Genomic DNA, 23,234 nt, shown 5'->3' with positions numbered 1-23,234 from the left:
GCTGATGATTGAGCGTGTCGCCATTCTATATTAATCGACCACGACATCCGTACTGAGTGCTGTTTTTTACTTTGCTGCGTGCGGATATGCATCGACATCATGCCGAGTGGGTTCATATTTAATCATCAAACCAATCACCACCAAAGGCACCACCGCAAAAAATGAAATAATGAAAAATACATCCGTCTGGTAACGTACCATCCAAATGGGCAATACAAACATGGCAATGGCTTGTGCGACACCCGTGACTGCTCGGTTAAACCCGACCCCAATGCCACGAATTTCTGCAGGATACGCCATGGTTGGATAAACCATCATTTGGGCCCCTGGCCCAAAGCCTTCGGCAAATAACCAGGCACCCAGTAAAATAACAGCGGTATAAATTAAAAATGGATGCTGTGGTTCTCCAATCCATGCCAGTGCAACCAACGCCACAAACTGTAGCCCGAATCCAGCAAGCAGCACATGCCGTGACGAAAACCGGCTGGCCACATATACACCCAACAGCCCGCCTGTAAAGGCAAAAATCAAGTTAAGCCCAAGTGTGGTGATAATGGTGGTGAGTGTATCGGTGTGGAAAAACCGTGTCAGAATTGACGGTAAAAAGAACGCAATGGTGGTGTATTGAAATGCAACCGAAACATGAATCACTAAGGAAACGACCGTACGGGAAAGATATTCAGAGTGAAACAAAACTTTAAAACTCAGTTTTTTTGCCTGATGCTGCTGACCCACTTGTTGCGGAATAATGTCGTCTGCGACCTTGGCATTGAGCGCATAGGATTGGCGTAATATTTTTGCTGCACCTTGGAGGTCACCCTGATTGGCCAGCCAGATCGGTGATTCGGTCAGATATTTTCCACGTACAAAAATAATCAACAGCGCAGGCACTGCGCCAAAAATCAACGATGCACGCCAAAGCCAGTTACTGTGCTCGGGTGGAAGTAAAAAATAAAGTGCCAACACCACAGCAAAACACACCGAAGAAGCGGCGTACCACATTGGGCACCATGCTGCCAAACGCGCCGCCTTATTGCTTTTGCCTTCAAATTTTGAAAATTCAGACAAATATGACATCGCCACAGGTAAATCGATACCGACACTAATTCCCATGACAAAACGTGCCGCAATCAGCACCCAGACATTGGGGGCCAGCCCCGCCACTATCGCGGCAATCACAAACAACACCATATCGGCCATAAACACACGGTAACGGCCAATTTTATCGGTGAGCCACCCACCGATAATATTGCCCACAATAGTCCCACAGATGATGGCAGAGGCAACCACACCGGTCATGACAGGCGTTAGCGTAAACTCACTCACCACCTGATCGATACCAAACGATAATGTGGTGAGATCATAGGCATCTATAAACACCCCTATTAGCGCCAGCCAAATCACATGATTACTTTTACCCTGACCTGCATGTTGAGAAACCAGTTGCGAGACATCTTTCGCACTTCTTATTTCATACGCTGGAATAGTTTGATGATTATAATCACTCATTTTTAAAAGTGCCTGATTTGGAAAGGCTTAATATAAAATCGATATCGAATTAAAATAAACCAACTAAAATTGAAAATCTCATCTGATTTTTATATTTCATTATTTTTGAAATGAATAGCAAGAGCCTTAAAATAAAATTTTAAAAAATAAAAAAAGAGGTTACCCTCTTTTTTTTATTTAATTTGACTCTCTATCTAAATCGCTTGGGCATATGTTGCACGGTTAAGTTGTCGATAGCTCGCGCCCTTATGTTGCTCGCTTAAATAAGGCCCCTGACCAAATAACTTCTCGCGCAAGGTGCCGGTAGCGTACTCTGTTTTATAAACACCGCGTTTTTGTAGCTCGGGCACAATAAAATCCACAACATCGATAAAGGTCTGGTGCGCCAATATATAAGCCAAGTTAAAGCCGTCAATATCAGTTTCCTCGATCCATGCTTGCAAGTGATCTGCAACCGTTTCAGCCCCTCCGACCAAAACGGGGCCATTTCCGCCCAGACTGTTCCAGTGCGCGATTTCTTCAATGGTCCAGACACGCTCTGGATCTGCATTGACATAGGCATCGAGTAAAGACTGAATGGCATTGGTTTTGATATATTCGACTTGATCGGTAGGACGGTATTGTGAAAAGTCGACGCCAGACCATCCGGACAGTAAAGTTAAGGCACCGTCATAACTGCCATAAGATTGATACTCCTTAAATTTTTGCTGTGCTTCATGGTCTGTCTCTGCCGTTACAATCGACAATAACGTGTATATTTTAACGGAGTAAGGATCACGCCCTTCTTCTTTGAGTTTCTGACGAATCGACTGGACAACTTTTTTAGCCGCAATTTTAGACGGTGCTGCAATAAACACACATTCTGCATTTTGACTGGCAAATTTTTGCCCTCGCGGTGAAGCGCCAGCCTGATATAAAACTGGCGTTCGCTGCGGTGAAGGTTCACACAAGTGAATGCCGGGCACACTAAAGTATTTGCCTTCATGTGCAATTGCATGAACCTTTGCAGGATCGGCAAAAATACCGTTTACTTTGTCTCGGAGTACAGCATCATTTTGCCAAGATCCTTCCCAAAGCTTGTACAGCACTTCAAGATATTCATCGGCAATATCGTAACGGTTGTCATGATTGACCTGACCTTTTTGTCCCAGATTTTTAGATCCGCTGTCTAGGTAAGACGTGACAATATTCCACCCAAGACGACCTCTGGTCAGATGATCCAGCGTACTGATACGCCGCGCAAATGGATACGGATGCTCAAATGAAATAGAGGTGGTCAAGCCAAATCCCAGATGCTGGGTCACGGCCGCCATTGCTGGCACAATCTGTAACGGATCATTAACCGGTACTTGTACGGCACCTTTGAGTGCATGTTCGGCACTATGATGATACACATCATAAATCCCCAGCACATCTGCAATAAAAATTCCGTCGAAACAGCCTTTTTCCAAAATTTTTGCCAGATCCGTCCAGTACTCAAGTGCTTTGTATTCTGTTGAGCGGTCTTTGGGATGTCGCCACAGCCCTGGCGACTGATGCGCGATGCAGTTCATCTCGAATGCATTAAAACTAATCTGTTTTGTCATAGCGGTTATCTTTATATTTTTATGGATGTCTGGTGATTTAAAGCACAAGGGCTTCTACATAGCAGCCAGTTTAGGTTGGGGTCAGTGACACAGATGAGGCATTGTTTAAAGTACTCTGTTCTGCTTGAGCCTCGATGTTTGAGGTATCTCCTATACGCCACTGATAGGGTGGTAAAGTTCCATTCACACTAAAATCACCAATAATTCGTGCTTTAAATACACGCGGATTGTGCGATGCCAAGGTTCGAATATTGCGCCAATAGCGGTCGAAGCCATATTTTTTATCTGCCGCAGATGCACCTAAGGCGTCAAAGAGTAAGGTCGAAGCATCTAGTGCCAATTGGGTAATGACGCCCTGAGCTTGGGCACTTTCCAGCTCTGCCAGCGCGTTGAGATCCGCTTCAGATGCACTATGTGAATCGAGCGCAGCCGAATAGGTACGCTCGAGGCTTTGTGCAACTTTTTCAACCAACACACCGGCAGTGTATGCTGCAGTGCGGATTTGACCGACCACCTGCAAAATTTGAGGATCATTTTGTACCAAAGGTGTATTGGCATGTGAGTAATTCCGCGTACGCTTGGCAACAGCCGCAGATACATCGTAAGTTGCTGCACGGGTTAAGCCTGTAATAATCGCCAATTGAATCAACTGGTAAAACGCAGCAGAATATTTAAAGCGAGTTCCTTCTGGCAGAAATTCGCTCGGATCGACCAGTACATCAGTAAAGCGTGCTGTGCCACTGGCGGTGAGTTGCTGACCGAATCCATTCCAGTCGTCTAAAATCTCGACGCCCTGTGCATGCCGCGGCACGATCACGGTTGAGGATTCTCCGTGAAGATCGGTCACCCCCACTTCAACCCAATTGGCATATAAACTGCCGGTGGTATAGTACTTTTCTCCATTCAGGCGAATCTTGCCACTTTCATCGGTCGATAAATGCGTTTTAAAGGCGTGAATTGATTCTGTACCGCCTTCCGACCATGCACTGCCTATTGTGTCGCCACGCGCCAGACGCTCAAGCCAGCGTTGCTGGAATAACGGATCTTGAGACACCAGAACATCTTCAGTAAAGCCAAAATGAATCCGCAAAATTTGAGGGAAATTCGAGTCTGCTTCGGCCAGTTCAATCAATAAGGCAAATAATTCAGGCAATGTGGCCTCATATCCACCATACGCCTTTGGTAAACGTAGGCGTGTAAATCCACTGTCTTTGAGCCACTGGATTTGTTCAATCGGAAGTTCATGACGCTGTTCACGTTGCAATGCATGTTGTTTAATTTGTTCAAATAGAGGACGAAACTGGCTTGCGAGCGTGTCGTAGCGTGTGGAAACCGCTTCACCCCATACCCGAAACAATTGCGAAGTCGTGATCTGGGGGCGATGTTGCAGCTGTGTATTGACCGTTGGGTGATAAAAATGTGTCATATGAGCATCCATCAATTTTATTTTTATCTTAGCCAACGCATTTGTTTTTATAAAAATTAAAATGTGATAATCATTGCAGGATTTATTCATTAGCCTATCTATTATTTTTTTAATTTTCTGTTATTTTGATTAATAAAGAATAAATATTATGAATAAAAAAAGTGCTATTAAATCAGCCGACAAATATGTATTTATCGGCTAGTAAAATTTAAAATGATCAAACTTAATAATTAATGGTATAGCTTAATGCATAGGTTCTGCCTTGAGCTGGAATATCTAGATAGGCATTTGTATTGGTTATTGCTGCTTGTTGGGCAAACACAGTTTTATACTGGCGATTCCAGACATTATACACCCCAAAATCTACACGACCTTTGAGTGCTGGAAAATGTGCCAAAACATCCATAGTGGTATAGCCCGAAATGTCAGCCGCATTGTTGTCATCTTTAAAGCCTTTTGCAGCGAAAGCTAGATCGTCTTTGTAGGCTTTATTGCTGCCTTTAATGGCCAAAGCCTGCACACGCACACCATAACCGTCTTGATCCCATTCACCAAATACAGTTCCTTTTACAGGTGCGACCTGATAGGCGTTTAACTCATGCCATGCACCAGATTCATCTTTATACTGACCGCGCGTGTAAGCGAGCGTTCCACCGACTTTAAATTGCTGCAAAAATGGATAACTTAAGGTTGTTTCAGCGCCATAAACACGTTGATCGGTATCGACAACACGCGCGGCTCGGTTACTAAATTGCACGGTTTTATCCGAGGTATTGTAAAAACCGGTCAAACTGACATTTAAGCCCTGATTTTGCTCTAGGCGCCACCCGAGCTCGTAGTTATTTACCGTAATCGGCTGCAAATTCGCGGTGGTAATGTTATACGTCGAAACATCTCGGAGCATACGCTGTACATCTGGGTAGCTAAAGCCCTGTGAAAAGTTTGCATAAAGCTGCTGTGCATCGTTCAGTTTATATACCGCACCCAAATTGAATAAAAACTTATCGGCATCGGTACTGCCAGCTGCAATCTCTTTGCTTTCACGTACCGGTACATAGGCATCTGTTTTTGCCTGAATGTATTGATAACGTACACCACCCTGAAGATTCAACCGATCGGTCAGTTCATAATCTGCTTGAACAAATGAACCAATACTATCAATTTTTGTATCTGGCCCCTGACTTTGAACAGCGCCTGTCGCGGTATAAGTCAAACCATTATCCGACGCGATGTATTGATCCGCCCACTGGCGATCATTTTCATGATCGTAATCGATGCCGTAAGTCAGACCCAAATTGCGATCAAGAAGATTAAATTTCGATTGTAAGGTCGAGCGTAGGCCATAAAAATCGTTGTCAGATTCGCTTTGTCTGACTGTTGCACCATTGGTGACTAAAGCCCCGGCATAAGGCACAAAGCGTAATTTTTCTTTACGGTAATACGCATCGATATTCAGGATTTGACCGAATATATCTGTATTTTGATACTGGGTGTTTACACCATAACGCTCTGTAAAAGGTTGATCGGGTACATTCCAGCCTTTAATAGGCACATAATAGTCGGCACTGGTTTTGGTGTAGTCTGGGCCATACTTGGTGTCTTGTCGATCTTTGTAGTACTGAGCACCGAGGCTGAGTGTTTGTGTATCTGACACGTTAAGGCCAATACGTCCATTGATGTCTAGGGTATCGGTATCCATGGTGCTGCCTTGCCATGGACTTAAAGAGATCCGATTGCCACGACCGTCAAACTGTGCGCCACGGCTGGTAAAGTTGGTGCCTAAAAATCCGTTTATGTTGTCCTGACTAAATGCAGCAGTTTGACCGATTTCATAGGCGAGCCCATCTGCACGGAAATTATCGGCCGATGTGATGCCAACCTTGGTACTCAAACTAAGTGGCTGATCTGGATTGGCACGCTTGGTAATAATATTAATGATGCCACCTGTCGCACCTGAACCATAAATACTGGTGGCTCCAGATACCACTTCGATATGATCGATTAATTCTGGACTAATGCTGTTGAGCTGTCGCGCGGCATCACGAGAACCCGTTTGAGGTACCCCATCAATCATCACCAGAATGGTTCGACCACGCATGGTCTGGCCATAGTTACTGGTGGTCCCGCTGCTCGGTGCCAGCGATGGTACCAATTGAGCCAGAACATCGGCCACCTTACGCCCCGCTCCAGCTTGTTGCGTAATTTCACTTCCCTGAATGGTCTGCACAGTTCCTGCAATTTCGGCAATACTTTTGGGTGTTCGGGTGGCGGTCATGACAATTTTATTGAGCGCCACCACATCTTTTTTAGATGCGTTTTCAGTTGCCGTGCTGTTTGAGTCGGTCTGATCATTTGCATACAGGCAACCCGATATCGCCATGGCCAGCAAACTCAAAGCAAATTGTTTTGTACGCATGTTACCCCCACAGATAAATATAATAAAACTAAGAATAATACTCATTATCAATAAAAAGTAAAATAAAAAGTGTCGTGGTGTTTTAAGCACTTTCACCACAAAGCTGTAAAAACCGATCACGATCCATTTTATTTTTTAGACTCAATCAGGTTAAATGCTCTCACCAACTGGTAATTCATTTTTCTTTAAATAATGATAACTTTGAATCACCAATAATATTGCTGCCAAACTGATTCCACAGGTCAGCACCAGCCAGATTATATTTACATTCGCACTCTCCTGAAGCCAACCACGCACGCCCATCAAATAACTCAATGGAATAATCACCACCCAATAACAAAACAGAATTACAAAAAGTGGTTGCATAAACTGTTGCAAACCACGTAGTACACCAGATGCAACTGTTTGGATCGCATCAAAAACTAGGAAAACTGCCACAAAAGACATTAAGCCAGTGGCAATATTTAATACTTCAGAATCTTTACTAAATAAACCTGTTAATGGGATTGCAAAAGTCATTAAAAGTCCAGCAATCAATACGCCATAAATCAGAGTAATGACCACTACAGCACCACTGGTAGCAATCTTGGACTGATCATTATGGGTTGTCGAAAAATATGCCACACGAATGGTCGTTGCGCTACTAATCCCAATTGGAATCATGATAATCAGCATGGCAATATTAATTACAATCTGGTGTGCTGCAATCGCCTTTGCCCCAAGCTGTGATGCAAAAAATGCCAGTGTTGCCAAAGCTAGAATTTGTAGGACCAAGGTGATACCAATAGGTAAACCTTGCTTGAGCAATTCCAAACTTTGTTGAATATTGACTTCGATATGTTTTGTTTTCAGTTCAGGAACTGCTCTTGCCACTAATTTATACATACAAAAACAAGCAATATAAGCACTGATGGCAGTAGCAAGCCCTGTGCCTGCTCCACCCATTTCGGGAATAAAACCAATACCATTGACCAAGACATAACAAAGAGAAGCATCGCAGATCAGTAGAAAGAGGTAAGTCAGCATAATGGGTTTAAGCAAGCTATGACCTTCACTGATGAATCTAAATAAGGTCATATATACCAATCCAGGCACACCAAAAGCCACAAAATGTAAATATTGCTGAGCAATGCTTGCCACTTGTGGATTTTCAATTAACCAAGGACATAAAAATGCCAACAGTTGAATCAACACAAAACCAAAAATTGACAGTAATAATGCTACTTTTTTACCTTGTTGTATCAGTACGGTAATCTCGTGTTTAGCTCCTTGTTGCATGGCGGAAATTTTGGGAACAAGCACATATAAAATCCCTGTAAATAATATAAATACAGGCGTCCAAATATTACTGCCCAAACCAATGCCAGCCAGATCAATATAATAATAACGGCCTGCCACCATGGTATTGATCACACCCAAAGAAGCTTGACAAATCTGGATCAAAATTAAGGGCAGAGCCAGTTTTAATACAGGTAGGGAGATGTCTTTTAAAATATTCATCGCATTTAAGTCTTAAAATTTTAGAAAAATCTGTCGTGATTTCATACCCGATTAGTGTTTTTGATCTAATCGCCAATACCCTTTAATGTGATTATTTTTTCCTGAAAGTTTGCGTTCATTACGGAAATAATGTCGAATCTGTTTTGCGGCATTATTTTCTAAAGCACCCCAAACCTGATCTAACTGGGTAAATTTTTTTAACAGCTCCACGGTTTGACTACCTTGCTCATGTACAGATCCAGTAATTTTTTGAATATTGCTATTTTGGGGAAAGCAAAAATCATCAAAATAAGTAAAATCTGCAGCATCAGCACTGAGTAAAATGACAATCGGTGCAATCGGGTTTTTCCAAAAATCTAAAATCCCGGCAAGCGCTGGAAATGCAGTTTCATCTGCAATTAGAACGGCTTGTCCCTCATGTAAATGCTCGTGCTTGTCGTCGGTTTCGGTGCGACTCGAAATTAAAGCGCCTGCACTCAGTTGTTGTACCCATTGACTTCCAGGACTCGAACCATGTGTAAAGATGTCGATATAGCCAAAATGTAAATCCTCATGATTTGAACTGTCAGCAAAGGCTTTTCTTAAAGTATAAAGACGAACATCTTTATTCATACTTTCAATGAGTTTTTGACGCTTTTGTGTCGATAAATACTTCATTAACCATAAGAAACCCCGATCGAGTAAATTTTTTAATGTTCCGCTTTTATTGGAGTTATTCGGTTGAACTAAAGGAGCTTTTTCTAATATTTTTAAAATAAAACCATAAGCATAACCTGCATAATAATTTGGCAATGGTCTTTGACTTTTAATGGTAAGACGTGTGATATTTGGACTGACTTGTGACTTGTCCACTACTTCAAAAAACTGTTTGGCATTATGACTGAACTCAATTTTTTGTTTGGCAAATGAATTATAAGCCAAATATAAAATCTGCTCTTCTAAATCGCCTTTTAATTCAAAATGAATAAACAAATCTTGTTTCATGGATACAGATGGAACTTGAGTCTGTAACAAAATACCTTCTTCATAAATATCGGAAATTACAGCATCATGAATATCATTGTTTTTACCATAGTTTTGAGCAATGATTAGCAGCTCTTTACGATGGTCTTGATTCACATGATCCATAATATCAAGCTTACGATCTTGATCTTTAATCGTGGTCAAATGTGTCATGATACCGCCTAATTCCTAAATAAAAATATATAATGAGATGAATCTTGAGAACTAATGTGCTGGATATTCAGCATCAGATGGCAATATTTTCCATGCCAATACTGCAACACCTAAAGCAGCCACAAAGGTTAAAATTACTACAGCGGTATACCCAATATATTGGGCCAGCGTTAAACCAAGTGCTGAATAAACAAAACCCATAAAAACCACTAGGCTAAGTTGTAAACTAAAGAACGTTGCTTTTGCTGGCATGTTGGCAGCACGATCCATAATGAGTGTCGAAATCGTGGCAATTAGTCCTGGATTGGCAATGAAATAACCAAAAATCGCCAAGTACACTATAAGTTTTGAGGTATATCCTAAGGTCAAAGGAACAAATAACAGTAAGGTCAAACCTTGCATGACCGTCAGCGTAATCAGTGCTTTTTTTCGTTGTAATCGATTGATTAAAATCGTGGCAAGGAATGCCGATAAGATACCGATAATCGAACCAAAAACTTTTGTGGCAAAACCAATATCAACCAGTGACCACTTTGCATCGACTAATAATGGATTTAGGATGCCAAATACAGCAGTAAACCCAATTGGATAAATGAATAACAACAAAAACCAAGACTTGTATTTTGTGATAAATACTTTAAGTTGCTGAGCCAAACTTTTGAATTGAGATGACACATTATTATGCGGATTAAAAAACTTATTATCAGGTTCTCGATAAAACAGGAGCTGAATCCAAGTAATAACAGTTAAAAGTGCCAATATAATAAAAGCACCTTTCCATTGTAACCATGGATATAAAATAAGCAGTAAGCCACCACCAATAATATTGCCCAATAAGTTACTGGCATATTGAATACTATTTGCAAATTGTCGTTCAGAGGGTTCAAAAATCTTTGTGGCTAAACCATCTATAGCAACATCTTGGATGCTCATAAAGAAGCTATAAACAATAAAGAGAACCAGCATGATTGGAAATTGTTTCTGTATTTCTAAATAGCCACACGCTAGTAGTAGCCCCGTCATACACAATTGTGCAAACAAAAGCCAACTTCGATACTGCCCTTGAGTGAATAATCTAACACTATCAACAAATGGTGCATATAAAATTTTACCCAGCATTGGAAGCGCAATCATGTTCAATAATGCTAATTTATCGAGTGCAATACCGTGTTGCCTCAAAATAGCAAAGGTAGCAGACATCATAAATGCAATACCGATATATTGTGTGGTATAGGTACTGATCAATAACAACCAAGGTTTAGAATGACGAGACATAATAGGCCTTCCAATGCATGAATATTTAAATAGAATTAAAAATCGAACTGCATAGATAACTTATATGTTCTTGGTGTACCAATAGAGACAAACATACCGTTCCAGACGCCTGCCCAATAATGTTTATCAAAGATATTATCTACCCCACCTCTAAAGGTCACTTTATGGTTGGCAATTGACGTTGAGTAGCGACCACCTGCATCTAAACGGAACCAGCTTGGTAATTTTTGTGTATTAGCTGAATCGACATACTCTGTACCTGTGTAAATCGTATTGGCCGTCAAAGTAAGGCCTTCAATTTGGTTTACATCCCATTCAAAGCCCAAATTCGATTGCCAGTGTGGGATCCCATAAACATCTTTACCATCATAAATACCATTGGTTGTTTTGGTCTGTTCGGCATCCATATAAACAACGCCACCAAGCATTCGTAGATTACTGAGTATTTGGCCGGCTGTTGTCCATTCAATCCCACGATTACGTTGTTCGCCACTCATGCTATAAGTGCCAGATGTATCTCCCATGAGTAATGGTTTTGTAATCTGATAAATACTCAACGTATTTCTAAAACTCCCATTTTCCCACTTGGTACCTAATTCATATTGTTTAGATTTATAAGGAGCCAATGTTTCACCATAATTGGCTGCCGTGGTTACACTCACCGTCTCACCTGGCGATAAACCTTCTACGTAGTTTCCATATAATGAAATTGAATTATTCCAAGGTTTAACCACAAAACCGAGTGCTGGCGTTACCGCACTTTTATTATAATCTGAACCTGCTATAGCATTTCCTGTCGTTATACTGTAGCTCTGAGACTTCACTTGTTGATGGCGTAAACCAAGTATCAATTGATATTTGTCATCGGCATATGAAAGCGTATCCGCAAGCGCAACACTGCTTAAGGTAATATCTGAGGTTTTAAGAACAGAAGGCTCTGCAGCTAGAACTCCAACTGCTGCTGGTGAATAAATATTGGATGCCCAACTCCCACCAGTAGCTAGGCCCATATAGACGTCTTGATCGATTACATTCGCGCTGAGGACAACATCGTGATCAATTTCACCTGTTTTTAAATGGCCACGAATCCCTGTTTCTACCGAATTAACATCTGTTTTGTTGGCAGTATTGCGTGAAACAGCAATGTAATCACCATTCGCTTGAGCATTTCGACCGAGTGCATTATTGGCCATATAGCCACCAGCTTTTTGCTGTTTAGTGCCGCCTTTTAAATAAGCAGTCCAATCATCCGACAAGTCATACTCTACCTGACCAATTGCCGCAGTCGTTTTTGTATAGCCATATGCGCCTGGCATCGTATTAATTGTGGCATCAGGTGCTTTAGGAATTGTCGATGAAGCAAATGACGTGAGTAGTGGCATTGCTCCAGATAATTTTTCTTTAATATTATAAACATCTAATGAAGCACGTAAGTCTGTTCCCTTAAAATCCAAGGCAATAGATCCTAAACGACGATCTTCTGTCTGACTATCTAGTGCAGTATCTCCATGCGATTTTAAAGCATTAACACGCACACCAAATTGATTATTTTCACCAAAACGACGTCCGATATCGACATGCTCACCGATATTTGAATCTGATGAGTAGGTGGTTGTAAATCGGGTAATTGGTTCATCAGTAGCACGTTTGGGTACAACGTTAATCACCCCACCCACTGCACCACCAAGTGACATACCAAACAATAAGCCACTGGTACCACGAAACACTTCCACACGCTCTAAAAATTCGGTTGGTACGCGATTATGTGGCACTAAACCAAAAGCGCCATCCCATGCCAATTCATGGCTTTGTGTATATAATCCACGAATATTAAAATACTCACCCAACCCATTGGCAGAAAACGCATTTCTTACAGAAGGATCACTTTGTAATGCTTCAGCAACGGTTTTAGCTTGATGATCTTCAATATATTTAGCGGTATAACTCGTAATACTAAATGGCGTATCAAGTGCGTCCTTATTACCTAATATGCCGACTTGACTTTTTTTTGTCACTTGACCATTCGACAAAGTCGTATTATCAGTCGCCTCTGCTTTAACAGTAATCGTAGGAAGCTGTTGAGCTGACTGAGTATTTTCCCCTGCTATTACATTATGACTTAACAAAAATGTAATGCTAATCGATAAAGTTGCTTTTCTGAAATGGATACTGGTATTCATTTCTTATCCTATAAAAGGTAATGTTTAAATTATGTTGCGCATAATACCAAGAATCATTCTCAACAAAAAAAATGATTAGAAATAATTTTATAAAATAAGGAATCTAATTGAATTAATTATATTTTTTATGAATTTCAAGTTTCATAGATAAGATTAAGTTTGACACCCTACAGTTAAATAGTATACTAAATTGATTCTCATTTGCATTCGCAACTGTGTATTTTAGGCCCAAAATTTATCAGTCACTCTTATGTTTAATAATTCAAAAATTAATTTATTTTGTGTTCCTTCCGCAGGAAGTAGTGCATCAATTTTTAGTACTTGGGATAAAATAAGTGCTGAGAATATTAAAGTCATTGCACTGGAATATCCTGGTCATGGACGAAAAATTCAGCAACCTCTCAGCCATGATCCTGACTTTTTAGCATATCAATTTAGTTTAGAAATTTTAGATTATGGTAATACACCCTGTGTTCTTTTCGGACATAGTGTGGGTGGCTCATTGATTTGGGAAATTGAAGAAAAACTTAAACTTATCAATCCTGATCATAACTTAATTCTAAAAATTGTCAGTGCCCGACCTTCACCACACTATCAAAGTTTGATTCATCATTATAGTGCTATGTCAGATGAACAGATCATTCAAGAACTGAAACTTTACAACAACTTCCCATATGAGATTTTAAACAATCCGAGTGCTTTAGAATTCTTTTTGCGCATCATTAAAAATGACTTCATCCTGAGCGACAATATGATGAAAAAACCGATTCTAAAATCAACAGTTCCACTCATGAGTATTTATGGTAAGGATGATCCTTACATTAAAAATCATGAAATTATGCAAAGTTGGCAAGATTTTAGTGAACAATGGTTAGGCGCTTATCAAGTTCACGGCGATCATTTTTATTTTTTAGACACAAATATATTGCAAGATACGCTCAATATTATTCAGAACAACACGTATCGGGTCATCAAAAGTATGTCAGCATAAATTATGATTCATTCGAACCAATCCACAATATTACCTCAAAGGAAGCCATCGACATCATTACAACAGCATGCTCGGTGGCTTTTTTGTGATGATCATTTGCAATACTCTGTATTAAATATCTATGATCAATCAATTCATCAAGTTCGACTGCTGAAAATGAATGAATATACTCTTAAGCATTATTATTTTAAATTTAATATTTTCATACCATTTGACGTTGCAAGAGCGAGTTTAAAACGTAAGTGTGAGTTTTTTATCGGTCGCTTAGCTGCCAAATTTGCCTTGGCGTCATTGGGCAACTATGCATTCTTTAATATCAAAAAAGGTCTGCATGGTGAACCGTTATGGCCAAAATATATCACTGGAAGCATTAGCCATAGTATGCTGGATTGTACCCATGGAATTGCAATTGCGACAGCTGCAATACATAATCCCAATATTAACTCCGATGATAGCATTCATCACGACAACCAAAATTGTAAAAATATTTCAGGCATTGATGTTGAGATCAAACAAAATGCTGACCTATTTAAAGAAAATCCAAACATGTTAAATAGCTTGATGAGTTCTCAAGAAACCAAACTTTTAAGTCCATTTCTAGAGCAAACACCAGCACTTTACTTAATTTTATTTTCTGCTAAAGAAAGTCTAATCAAGGCATTCTATAACAAATATCAACAGTTCATACCTTTTGATGCTATGCATTGTATTGGCTTCAACACTCAAACATGTACACTAAGTTTTTATCTGCCTCAAACCTCACCTAAAATGATCCCAATTAGAACAATTAATGTGAAATATCTAGAATTAGAAAATGAAATTATGACCTTTTGTAGTTTAGATCCGAGTTAAAATAAATTCTGAAAAGAAGGGTTCATTATATTTAAAAAAATTCCTCGACATACTGATTACACTCACTATTTTAGCTGTGATTGCTTATACCATGTCATCATTTTTTATTTATAGTATGCCATTAATTATGACAGCATCCCCTCCTTTTAAAAGGAGGGGATCAAACTAAGAATTAAGCTTAACATATTCTATTTAAAGCATTCATCTTGCTTCAAATCAGGCAAAGTAAATGAAATCCTTAGCCTGTTTTTTCAGCTTAAACTTTTCATAGTAATGACCACATTGTTGATAAAACTTTTCTCTAAAACAATGATAAAGCATTGCCGTTTTTTCCTGAAGATGAATCAGTCCCTGAGGTTCCAAAGCAATGTCTTGTCTTATCCTGTCATATACAGACATAGTCTGATCAGGTTCACCCACCACTTTTTCTGCATTGGAATGTTCAAAAATCAAAAAGCTCAGCATACGCATCACCGCTCGAAAGTGCCCCTTACCCACCGCATCTTCACTGAGTAATACATGCCAACCTAAGTCGTCGGCTTTGGCGTCATAATACAATGCCAAACGATCTCGTTTTGCTTCATATATTTCCAAATAACCGACATCTTGACCGTCAATTTGGACGATATATAAATGCTGATGATCATCACAGAGCATTCGTTCAAAATAAACCGCCAGTTCTAGTTCAGATTTATTCAGTTGCCATTGCGGTATAATATGTGGCTGATGCATCCATTTGACCAATAAGGACAAATCCTGTGGTAACAACACATCACGTAATGCGTAGGATATCTGATATTCGGCATATTCAAAAAAACCGGGTAATGATTTTGATATTGTCTTCATCACGAACATCCTCTAAAAACGAAAGTAGAATTTAAAATCAAAGTGGATGCTTTAATTAAAAAGCATCCGAAAAAAGATCAATTCAAGGCATAATATTGCAGGGGTGGAAAGCCATTAAACTCGATTGAGCTGTAACTGGTGGTGTATGCCCCTGTCGACAGCCAGTACAGGTGATCACCTATTTCCAAAGATAGTGGCAACTCGTATTTCTTGTTCTGATACATAATATCCATACTGTCACATGTTGGGCCTGCCAAAATAATGTCGTCACTATGCCCTGTCTTTTTACACGTGATCGGGTATTGAATGGCCTCACCCAATGTTTCAATTAAACCATTAAATACGCCGACATCCGTATAAACCCAACGCTTAGTTCCAGACTGTGGGCGTTGTGAAATCAATACGATTTCAGAGACTAAAATGCCTGCATTTCCGACCAAAGAGCGCCCAGGTTCCAAAATAATCTGTTCAAGCTGATAAGGTTTAAATATCTCAAGTGCAGCATTAATTTGCTTGGAATAACTAATAAAAGCTTCGGTTTCCTGCACATATTGTGCAGGTAAACCACCACCCAAATTCAGCATTTTTAAGTGAATCTGATGCTCATGTGCCAATATGTCAAAAATAGTTTTGGTCTCTTCTAAAGCGCTGTCCCACAAGTCGATTTTGCGTTGCTGTGAGCCGACATGAAAGGAAATACCATAAGGAATTAATCCCAGTGCTTTGGCTTTGACTGCTAATCGGATCACACATTCTGCATTGCAGCCAAACTTGCGTGAAAGCGGCCAATCAGCTGTATCCGAACCATCAATCGATAGTCTGAAAAACACTTTTGAACCCGGTGCATATTGCGCAATATTGTTTAAATCAACATCCGAATCAGTGACATAAAGCCGAACACCCTGTTTGTAGAAATACTGAATATCTGCCCGTTTTTTTATGGTATTGCCATAAGCCAAGCGTGATGGATCTACACCAAAGGCCTGCACTTTTTTTAGTTCATTGACTGATGCCAAATCAAAACTTGAACCCAACTGATTTAAACGCTCAATTACTTCGTTGGCTGGATTAGCCTTTAAGGCATAATAAATATCTGCATTGGGAAAGCCTTGTTTTAGTTCTAAATATTGCTTTTCAATCACGCTGAGATCTAAAACTAAAAATGGCGTAGCTTTAGTTTTCACTAGATCATCTAAATGATCTTGAATATTACTTTTAAAATAGTGTGGGAGATTCATATTAAAATCCTAAAAAGACAGCTCTGTATTGTTTGACTTAAGCATCGTTTTCACAGGGGGCACCATTTCTTCCGCTAAAGGTGCAAATTCTTGATAAGCGATCCGCTTTTCTATAGGGTAAACTTCACGGCCTAAAATGGTATTGATGATGATGGCATTTCGATAACAGCCCATGCCTAAGTCCGGAACAGTGAAACCATGTGAATAAATGCCGATGTTTTGGGCAAAAATCGTATTTTGATCGTTGATGCTATAGTTCCAATTTAATTCAATACGTCCTTTGCTATCCCAATTAATGTGAGAGCGAATTGGCGTTAGACACTCTGGGATTTTGTATTCGTAACCAAGTGCCAGAATCAGCACGTCACTTTCCAACTTGAAACGCTTGTTAATGTCTGAATTATTAAAAGTCAGATTTAAGTGATTGCCATTTTTTTCAAGATTGTCTAAAGCACAATTTGGCATCATGCGAGTTGGCAACGGACGATGTAATGATTTTTGATAAAGCAGATCGTAAATCCGATTAACAAAACTCAGTTCAATACCTTTATACAAAACATTTTGTGAAGCAATGACCTGATCTCGTTTATCCTCATCCAGTGAATAAAAATGCGAGGTGTAATCTGGCGAAGTAAATTCCAGCGTTAATTTGCCTAAATCCATGGAAAAGAAATGAGGTGCTTTAGTCAGCCAGTTAAGTTGATATTGATACTGATCAATTTCAGACAGTAAGTCATAATAAATTTCCGCACCACTTTGTCCGCCTCCAACAATAGTGATGGATTTTTTATTCAAATAGTCTTTTTTATGGCTTGAATAGTCCGCACTAGAATGAACTTGTTCAGGGTACCCCTGACAGAATTTTGGTATGATTGGAGTCGTGCCTGTGCCAAGCACTAAGTTTCTAGTCACGACCGTGATATCACCTTCAGATTGTTTTACACGTAAGGTATAAAGCTTACACGTCTCGTCGTAATCAATCCGCTCAACAAAGCTTTTAAAGTGCACATTCTCCAGTTGTTCAGCCACCCATTTACAATATAAGTTGTATTCGGCACGCAAAATAAAAAAGCTTTCACGTATAAAGAACTGATATAACTTATTGTGAAGTTTTAAGTAATTTAAAAATGTATAGGGACTTTTTGGATCAGCAAAACTGACCAAATCAGCAATGAATGGAATTTGCAAGGTACTGCCTTCAGGCATAATACCCGAATGCCAGTCAAACTCATTTTTACCATCAAAGAAAATCGTGCTGAGTTCATTCAGGGGTTGGGTCAAACAAGCTAAACCCAAATTAAATGGCCCTACCCCAATACCCACGATATCGTAAATGTGTTGTGCACTCATCTTATACTCCTTCATCCTAGTTTTTGTCGGTTGACTTTACCTACGTGGGTATATTTAAAATCAGGTACCACTTCTATCTCGTCTGGAATTTTGAATTGAGCAATATTTTTACCGATTAAAAACTTACGAATGTCTTTTAAGTTGATATCATCGTTTTTAAGTTTCGGAATAATGATGGCTTTAATCCTTTCACCTAAATATTTGTCGCTGACGCCAATTACACAAACGTCTTTTACCGATGGATACTGCAAAATAAATTCTTCAACTTCACTTGGCGTAATTTTTTCACCGGAACGATTGATCTGTTCTTTTTCACGTCCCGTGACGATAATATTCAGATTTTCATCTAAGTAGCCAATATCACCAGTTTTATAGAAACCATCTTCCGTGAAAGCACGGCGATTAATGTCAGGTAAGTTGTAATAACCATTAATGGTATAGGGACCACGGGTTTGAATATTTCCTATAGCATTGACCGGTAATGCGTTACCATCCTGATCAGCAATGCGGATTTCATCCAGATGTGACAGCTTTTTACCTTGAGTTTGGATAATGATTTGATCTGGATCATCCAAATGCGTGAAATTTACCAGACCTTCAGCCATACCATAAACTTGTTGTAATTTGACTTGCAATGTATCAATAATCTGCTCGGCAAGTGATGGTAGCAGTTTGGCTCCACCGACTTGTATCACTTGTAGACTGGATAAATCGTAATCTTTGAGACTTTCAGCATTTAGCCAAAGCGTCGCGATCGCAGGCACTAAAGAGACTTGCTGAATCTGGTATTTTTGAATCAGTTCAAAACAAACACGTGGCTGCGTCAATTGACTCAATACCACTGTGCCGCCCACAAAAAATACACCAAGAAATCCAGGTGAGCTCATACAGAAATTGTGCATCACAGGTAGCACAACAAGTTGTTTAGTGTCCTGAGTCAGCCCTGTTACTTCTATACTTTTTTCAATTGAATAAATGTAGTCAGCATGAGTGCGTGGAATCAGTTTGGGTAAACCTGTGGTTCCACCTGAAAGTTGTAAAAAAGCAATATCTTCAGATTCACTCAGTGCTTGCAGGTTGAAGTCAGGTTCAATACTTTGTAACTGTGGTAATGAAGCTTTAATGCTTGATTGACTCACAATATTTTCTCGAAACCACAATTTAAAATTGGGTGTAGAAAATTCTTCACAGACTTCTGTTGCTGTAGCTTCATGGGCAGATGCACAGAGTTTGATAAAACCTGCTGCACGACTTTGTCTTGCAATATTTTCAATTTCATATGAACCATGGCCATGCAGACAAAATACCGGTCTAGCCCCTATTGCATATAAACCAAAAATGATAATAAAAACTTCAATCACATTAGGAGATTGCAATAAGACAAAATCTGTTTCCCGAATACCTTGCTGTTTTAAATAACTTCCATAATGAATGGCATAGTCATACATCTGCTGATAGGTAAGTTGTTTATGGTCCTGAATCGCAGCTACACGCTCTGGAAAACGATCTTTTAAACTTACCAGTAGTTGAAAATGTGTCTGCGATTTCCAGCATCCATCTTCTCGGTATTGCTTGACTCTCGACTCTGGAAAAGGCACAAAACCTTGTTGAATATCTTGTTCTATAAACATAACTAAATCCTTTAAATCGCCATTGCTGGAAATTGAATACTGCTCAATTGACGACGTATATCTCTAACATCAACAGGCTTCGATTCATCTGAATGTGTATTGATGTCGATGAAATGGGTTAAAACCTGCTCGGCAATCTGTCGAATTAGTTGAATTTGTGTTTGGTTATAGCGATTGATGCGGTAGTTAATGACAACACGTAAGCGTTCATGCTCAGAGCTTGGTTCTTCGTAGACTTCAAAATGCAAACCAAATTTGGCGGTATCGCGTTCAGGTTCAATCAGCTTAAACCGAATGTCATGCTCGGAATCGAGCTGAAATGCCCCCGTTAAAGCATTTGGGGCATGAAGTTGTACATACACTTCGTATGGACTTTCAGTCCATTTCTCACCTTCAGCACGAATATGGTCTTCGACAATCGCAAATGGAATATCAGCATGTTCTTGTGCTTTGAAGATATTGTTTTGAACCTGCTGTACTAAGTCTTTAATCGTTAAAGTTTCATTCAATAGGGTGTAATGCATCACTACATTAGTGAAATAACCCATGGTGTCCTGATACAGTGGATCTTGACGACAAGCTACGGAAGTCCCTGTTAATATCTTTTTTCCAGCACCTAAATAATGGGTTGCTAATACGATTGCGGCATAGACTACATAAAAGAGAGAAGATCGATACTCTCGCGCCAATCCATTCAATTGCTCAACTTGTGAAGCCGTAAATCCAAACTCTATCGCTGCACCCGCAACATCTTCTTTATCACGCTGATTATGTTGCTCTGTATCTGTGGCATAAGCAGGTAATAAAGGTGGTTGTTTCTTGATTTTCCCAATTGTATCAACCCAATACTGAATATGTGCTTGCAAGGTAGAATCCTCTTGGGCCATCGCATATTCATGAAACTGACGTGGTACCTTTTCCCAGATAGGAGTCTGACCCGCTATACGACTGCGATAGGCTTGAATCAACTCACGCATTAAGATGTCCGAAGACCATTCATCCATAGCAATGTGATACAACAACATCGATAAAATATGCTGTCCCTGTCCATCTTTCATAAAACGAACACGAATTGGAAACTCTTGCATCAAATTAAAGGAATGATTGGCTTCTGCACGCAAAATCTCTTGTGCACTTTGTTCAGCTTGATGTTCAGATCCCCAAAACCAAGGATATTCACGCAACTGTGTCACGGGAATAACCGTTTGGAAAATCTCACCCTGATCCGCCTGCAAAAAAATACTGCGCAAGGCATGGTGACGTTTTAGAATATCCAAAAATGCCGCATAAAATGCCTGCTCATCCACTGCTTCAGAAAAACGGAATGCAAATGGAATGTTATACATGGCATCACGTCCCTGATCCGAAAAGCTCATAAAGGCTTTTTGTAATAACGTCAGAGGGGCAACAATTTCACGGTTTTCATCGAAGGATTGCTGTTCTTCAATATGTGTATTTAATAGCTCTGCATGTTGTGCCAATTCGCGTGCGGTTGGCGCATTAAAGAAATCGGCAATTTTAATTCGCACAGCATGCTGGCTTTGCATTTTACCAATCACACGAGTAGCTAGAATAGAATGCCCGCCAAAATCAAAGAAGTTGTCATCTACTTGTAAATTCGGATTCATCAACACACTTTTAAATTCTTCTAAAATCAATTGTGTGACTGATAAATAAATATTTTGAGCAGATTCGGTCTTGTCATGGATGTGAGGTAAGGTCTGTACATTGGGCTCAATGGTTTGATCAAGATCTTGCTTGCCCAATCGATCTAGATTTGGCTGCGTGGCTGATGCAAAAATAGAATTACCATCTGCCCATGTTGCAATATCAGTATTGATAAACTCAAGCCATTGTTCCAATAGTAATGCACTGATATTTTTAGATAATTTCTCCCCAGTGGTTAGTTCAAAGTGTATCTCTTCACCTTTTACCTGAAATGCTAAAGTTAGATCATAATCTGAATGAATCGGTGGAATGGCTATCGTTTTAGCCTTCACACCCTCTAATTTGAGGTATTGGCTCGATTCGACGAACTGAGTAATCAGCACATTTGGAATCGCGTTACGCTTGGTTTTGGTTGCCGACAAAATCTGCTCAATCGAGACATTATTCGATATTCCTTGCAGAATCTGATCACGCACATTTTTGATGATGTTATGAATTTCATTCAACGGTGTTTGGGATTGTTCTGATTGATCATCATGTGTGACACGGATCGGCAAAATATTCGAACTCGTTTGAATGTGGCTTAAGCTAATTACATCGTATTGCTCCACAATCGGAACAAAAAGATCCACCGAATTTTGACCCAATAGGCGATTCAAATAACAGCCAAATATCGCCACAACCGTATGGAAAATAGATGCTTGAGCCTGCTGGCTAAGATTTTGAATTTTTCCAATATTTATATAGCTATAACAACGTACCGCTTTTTGCACATACTGATAAATACTGTTCTTGCCATATTCGATGATTGAATTTTCAAGTTGTGGTGCTAAACAAAATTTTGGCCAACGCACTGGCACCAAGCCTGTAGAAAAAATAGTTTTCCAGTATTGCAATGCCGTATTGATATCTTTCACTTGATGCTGTGGCTTGCTCTTGGGGACATACGAACCAGTATCAACATCTTGATCAGCATGTTCATAATAGTAACTAAGTTGTCTAAAAATCGGTTGCCAAGCGAGGTCATCAAATAAGATGTGATGACCTAAAATACCTAAAATCAACGTATCATGATTTGTTGGCAAAATACTAAATTGAATTGCAGGAGCTTTTGCCAAATCAATGGGGTGCTGTAACCATGACAAGAGATATTGAACCGCCTCTGTTTCCGACTGAACAACATGAATTTTCACATTCACATCTGCCTGTTCAGCATGATATTTGCTCAATACTCCTTCTTCGTTCAAGTCATAGCGTAAATTTAGATTCGATTGTCCAACATAAAGTTTTTCAATTGCCCGAGTTAAACGTGCAATATCAATCTTACCTGTGAGAAGAAACGCTAAAATAAATGGCCCTGAAGATGCCAAAGGGTCTTGCTGATGCATCATCCACGCACGTTCTTCTGCAAAAGAAATGTGCTGATGTGCTTGGGTTTCTAAAGATATTTGTTTAATAATCGTGCTCGGGTTTAATGCAGATATCATAGATGACTCGGACTGATCCGAAAGTCCAATATCCTGCAACTTACTTGCAAATATGTTAAACAACTCATCACTCATAATGCTGTGCTGATGGCTCATGTTCTAT

General features: G+C 39.7%; 15 protein-coding genes. 2 read left to right on the top strand and 13 right to left on the bottom strand.

Annotated features, from left to right (window positions below; all coding sequences use genetic code 11):
• Positions 1-66: 66 nt before the first annotated feature.
• From KCV09_RS00905 to KCV09_RS00870, 8 genes are all read right to left on the bottom strand, one after another.
• Positions 67-1,509, bottom strand: a complete 1,443-nt coding sequence (locus tag KCV09_RS00905; protein ID WP_212515394.1) for an MFS transporter — start codon at positions 1,507-1,509, stop codon at positions 67-69.
• Between the two features lie 194 nt (positions 1,510-1,703).
• Positions 1,704-3,095 (bottom strand): LLM class flavin-dependent oxidoreductase, encoded by a 1,392-nt coding sequence (locus KCV09_RS00900; protein WP_151675920.1) that lies wholly within the window; start codon positions 3,093-3,095, stop codon positions 1,704-1,706.
• Between the two features lie 70 nt (positions 3,096-3,165).
• Positions 3,166-4,521 (bottom strand): acyl-CoA dehydrogenase family protein, encoded by a 1,356-nt coding sequence (locus tag KCV09_RS00895; protein ID WP_212515393.1) that lies wholly within the window; start codon positions 4,519-4,521, stop codon positions 3,166-3,168.
• 223 nt (positions 4,522-4,744) lie between these two features.
• Complete coding sequence (locus KCV09_RS00890) at positions 4,745-6,937, bottom strand: TonB-dependent receptor (RefSeq protein WP_212515392.1); 2,193 nt, start codon at positions 6,935-6,937, stop codon at positions 4,745-4,747.
• A gap of 150 nt (positions 6,938-7,087) precedes the next feature.
• A complete protein-coding gene (locus KCV09_RS00885; protein WP_119025083.1) occupies positions 7,088-8,437 on the bottom strand; it encodes an MATE family efflux transporter in 1,350 nt (449 codons plus the stop codon).
• Positions 8,438-8,488: 51 nt separating this feature from the next.
• Complete coding sequence (locus tag KCV09_RS00880) at positions 8,489-9,613, bottom strand: siderophore-interacting protein (RefSeq protein ID WP_151815417.1); 1,125 nt, start codon at positions 9,611-9,613, stop codon at positions 8,489-8,491.
• 51 nt (positions 9,614-9,664) lie between these two features.
• The gene (locus tag KCV09_RS00875) at positions 9,665-10,888 is read right to left on the bottom strand and encodes an MFS transporter (RefSeq protein ID WP_151815416.1); all 1,224 of its coding nucleotides are present in this window, start codon (positions 10,886-10,888) and stop codon (positions 9,665-9,667) included.
• 35 nt (positions 10,889-10,923) lie between these two features.
• Positions 10,924-13,068: a TonB-dependent receptor gene (locus tag KCV09_RS00870; RefSeq protein ID WP_151815415.1), complete on the bottom strand. Its 2,145-nt coding sequence runs from the start codon at positions 13,066-13,068 to the stop codon at positions 10,924-10,926.
• A 250-nt stretch (positions 13,069-13,318) separates the two neighbouring features.
• On the opposite strand from KCV09_RS00870, the gene KCV09_RS00865 reads away from it, so the two are divergent.
• Both KCV09_RS00865 and KCV09_RS00860 read left to right on the top strand, forming a co-directional pair.
• Positions 13,319-14,059: a thioesterase II family protein gene (locus KCV09_RS00865; protein WP_151815414.1), complete on the top strand. Its 741-nt coding sequence runs from the start codon at positions 13,319-13,321 to the stop codon at positions 14,057-14,059.
• Between the two features lie 156 nt (positions 14,060-14,215).
• On the top strand, positions 14,216-14,911 hold the full coding sequence (locus KCV09_RS00860) for a 4'-phosphopantetheinyl transferase family protein (RefSeq protein WP_228146692.1): 696 nt from the start codon (positions 14,216-14,218) through the stop codon (positions 14,909-14,911).
• 216 nt (positions 14,912-15,127) lie between these two features.
• On the opposite strand, the gene KCV09_RS00855 is transcribed toward KCV09_RS00860, so the two are convergent.
• The 5 genes from KCV09_RS00855 to KCV09_RS00835 all read right to left on the bottom strand — a co-directional run bounded on the left by KCV09_RS00855 (position 15,128) and on the right by KCV09_RS00835 (position 23,227).
• On the bottom strand, positions 15,128-15,757 hold the full coding sequence (locus KCV09_RS00855; protein WP_151816341.1) for a GNAT family N-acetyltransferase: 630 nt from the start codon (positions 15,755-15,757) through the stop codon (positions 15,128-15,130).
• Positions 15,758-15,834: 77 nt separating this feature from the next.
• On the bottom strand, positions 15,835-16,995 hold the full coding sequence (locus KCV09_RS00850; protein WP_119025089.1) for a type III PLP-dependent enzyme: 1,161 nt from the start codon (positions 16,993-16,995) through the stop codon (positions 15,835-15,837).
• A gap of 9 nt (positions 16,996-17,004) precedes the next feature.
• A complete protein-coding gene (locus KCV09_RS00845; protein ID WP_151815831.1) occupies positions 17,005-18,345 on the bottom strand; it encodes a lysine N(6)-hydroxylase/L-ornithine N(5)-oxygenase family protein in 1,341 nt (446 codons plus the stop codon).
• Between the two features lie 11 nt (positions 18,346-18,356).
• Positions 18,357-19,976, bottom strand: a complete 1,620-nt coding sequence (locus tag KCV09_RS00840; RefSeq protein WP_151815830.1) for a (2,3-dihydroxybenzoyl)adenylate synthase — start codon at positions 19,974-19,976, stop codon at positions 18,357-18,359.
• 11 nt (positions 19,977-19,987) lie between these two features.
• On the bottom strand, positions 19,988-23,227 hold the full coding sequence (locus KCV09_RS00835) for a condensation domain-containing protein (RefSeq protein ID WP_212515391.1): 3,240 nt from the start codon (positions 23,225-23,227) through the stop codon (positions 19,988-19,990).
• Positions 23,228-23,234: the final 7 nt, after the last annotated feature.

The sequence above is a fragment of the Acinetobacter soli genome (genome assembly GCF_018139125.1).
Lineage (GTDB): Bacteria > Pseudomonadota > Gammaproteobacteria > Pseudomonadales > Moraxellaceae > Acinetobacter > Acinetobacter soli.
The sequence above is the reverse complement of the archived record's forward strand: the minus strand, read 5'-3'. Positions and strand labels throughout refer to the sequence as shown.

Bases quoted from the DNA above. Each gene is read 5' to 3' on its own strand.
- KCV09_RS00885 (WP_119025083.1), bottom strand. From the start codon at position 8,437: ATGAATATTTTAAAAGACATCTCCCTACCTGTATTAAAACTGGCTCTG.
- KCV09_RS00880 (WP_151815417.1), bottom strand. From the start codon at position 9,613: ATGACACATTTGACCACGATTAAAGATCAAGATCGTAAGCTTGATATT.
- KCV09_RS00870 (WP_151815415.1), bottom strand. From the start codon at position 13,068: ATGAATACCAGTATCCATTTCAGAAAAGCAACTTTATCGATTAGCATT.
- KCV09_RS00835 (WP_212515391.1), bottom strand. From the start codon at position 23,227: ATGAGCCATCAGCACAGCATTATGAGTGATGAGTTGTTTAACATATTT.
- KCV09_RS00860 (WP_228146692.1), top strand. From the start codon at position 14,216: ATGAATGAATATACTCTTAAGCATTATTATTTTAAATTTAATATTTTC.
- KCV09_RS00905 (WP_212515394.1), bottom strand. From the start codon at position 1,509: ATGAGTGATTATAATCATCAAACTATTCCAGCGTATGAAATAAGAAGT.
- KCV09_RS00865 (WP_151815414.1), top strand. From the start codon at position 13,319: ATGTTTAATAATTCAAAAATTAATTTATTTTGTGTTCCTTCCGCAGGA.
- KCV09_RS00840 (WP_151815830.1), bottom strand. From the start codon at position 19,976: ATGTTTATAGAACAAGATATTCAACAAGGTTTTGTGCCTTTTCCAGAG.
- KCV09_RS00850 (WP_119025089.1), bottom strand. From the start codon at position 16,995: ATGAATCTCCCACACTATTTTAAAAGTAATATTCAAGATCATTTAGAT.
- KCV09_RS00855 (WP_151816341.1), bottom strand. From the start codon at position 15,757: ATGAAGACAATATCAAAATCATTACCCGGTTTTTTTGAATATGCCGAA.
- KCV09_RS00890 (WP_212515392.1), bottom strand. From the start codon at position 6,937: ATGCGTACAAAACAATTTGCTTTGAGTTTGCTGGCCATGGCGATATCG.
- KCV09_RS00895 (WP_212515393.1), bottom strand. From the start codon at position 4,521: ATGACACATTTTTATCACCCAACGGTCAATACACAGCTGCAACATCGC.
- KCV09_RS00845 (WP_151815831.1), bottom strand. From the start codon at position 18,345: ATGAGTGCACAACACATTTACGATATCGTGGGTATTGGGGTAGGGCCA.
- KCV09_RS00875 (WP_151815416.1), bottom strand. From the start codon at position 10,888: ATGTCTCGTCATTCTAAACCTTGGTTGTTATTGATCAGTACCTATACC.
- KCV09_RS00900 (WP_151675920.1), bottom strand. From the start codon at position 3,095: ATGACAAAACAGATTAGTTTTAATGCATTCGAGATGAACTGCATCGCG.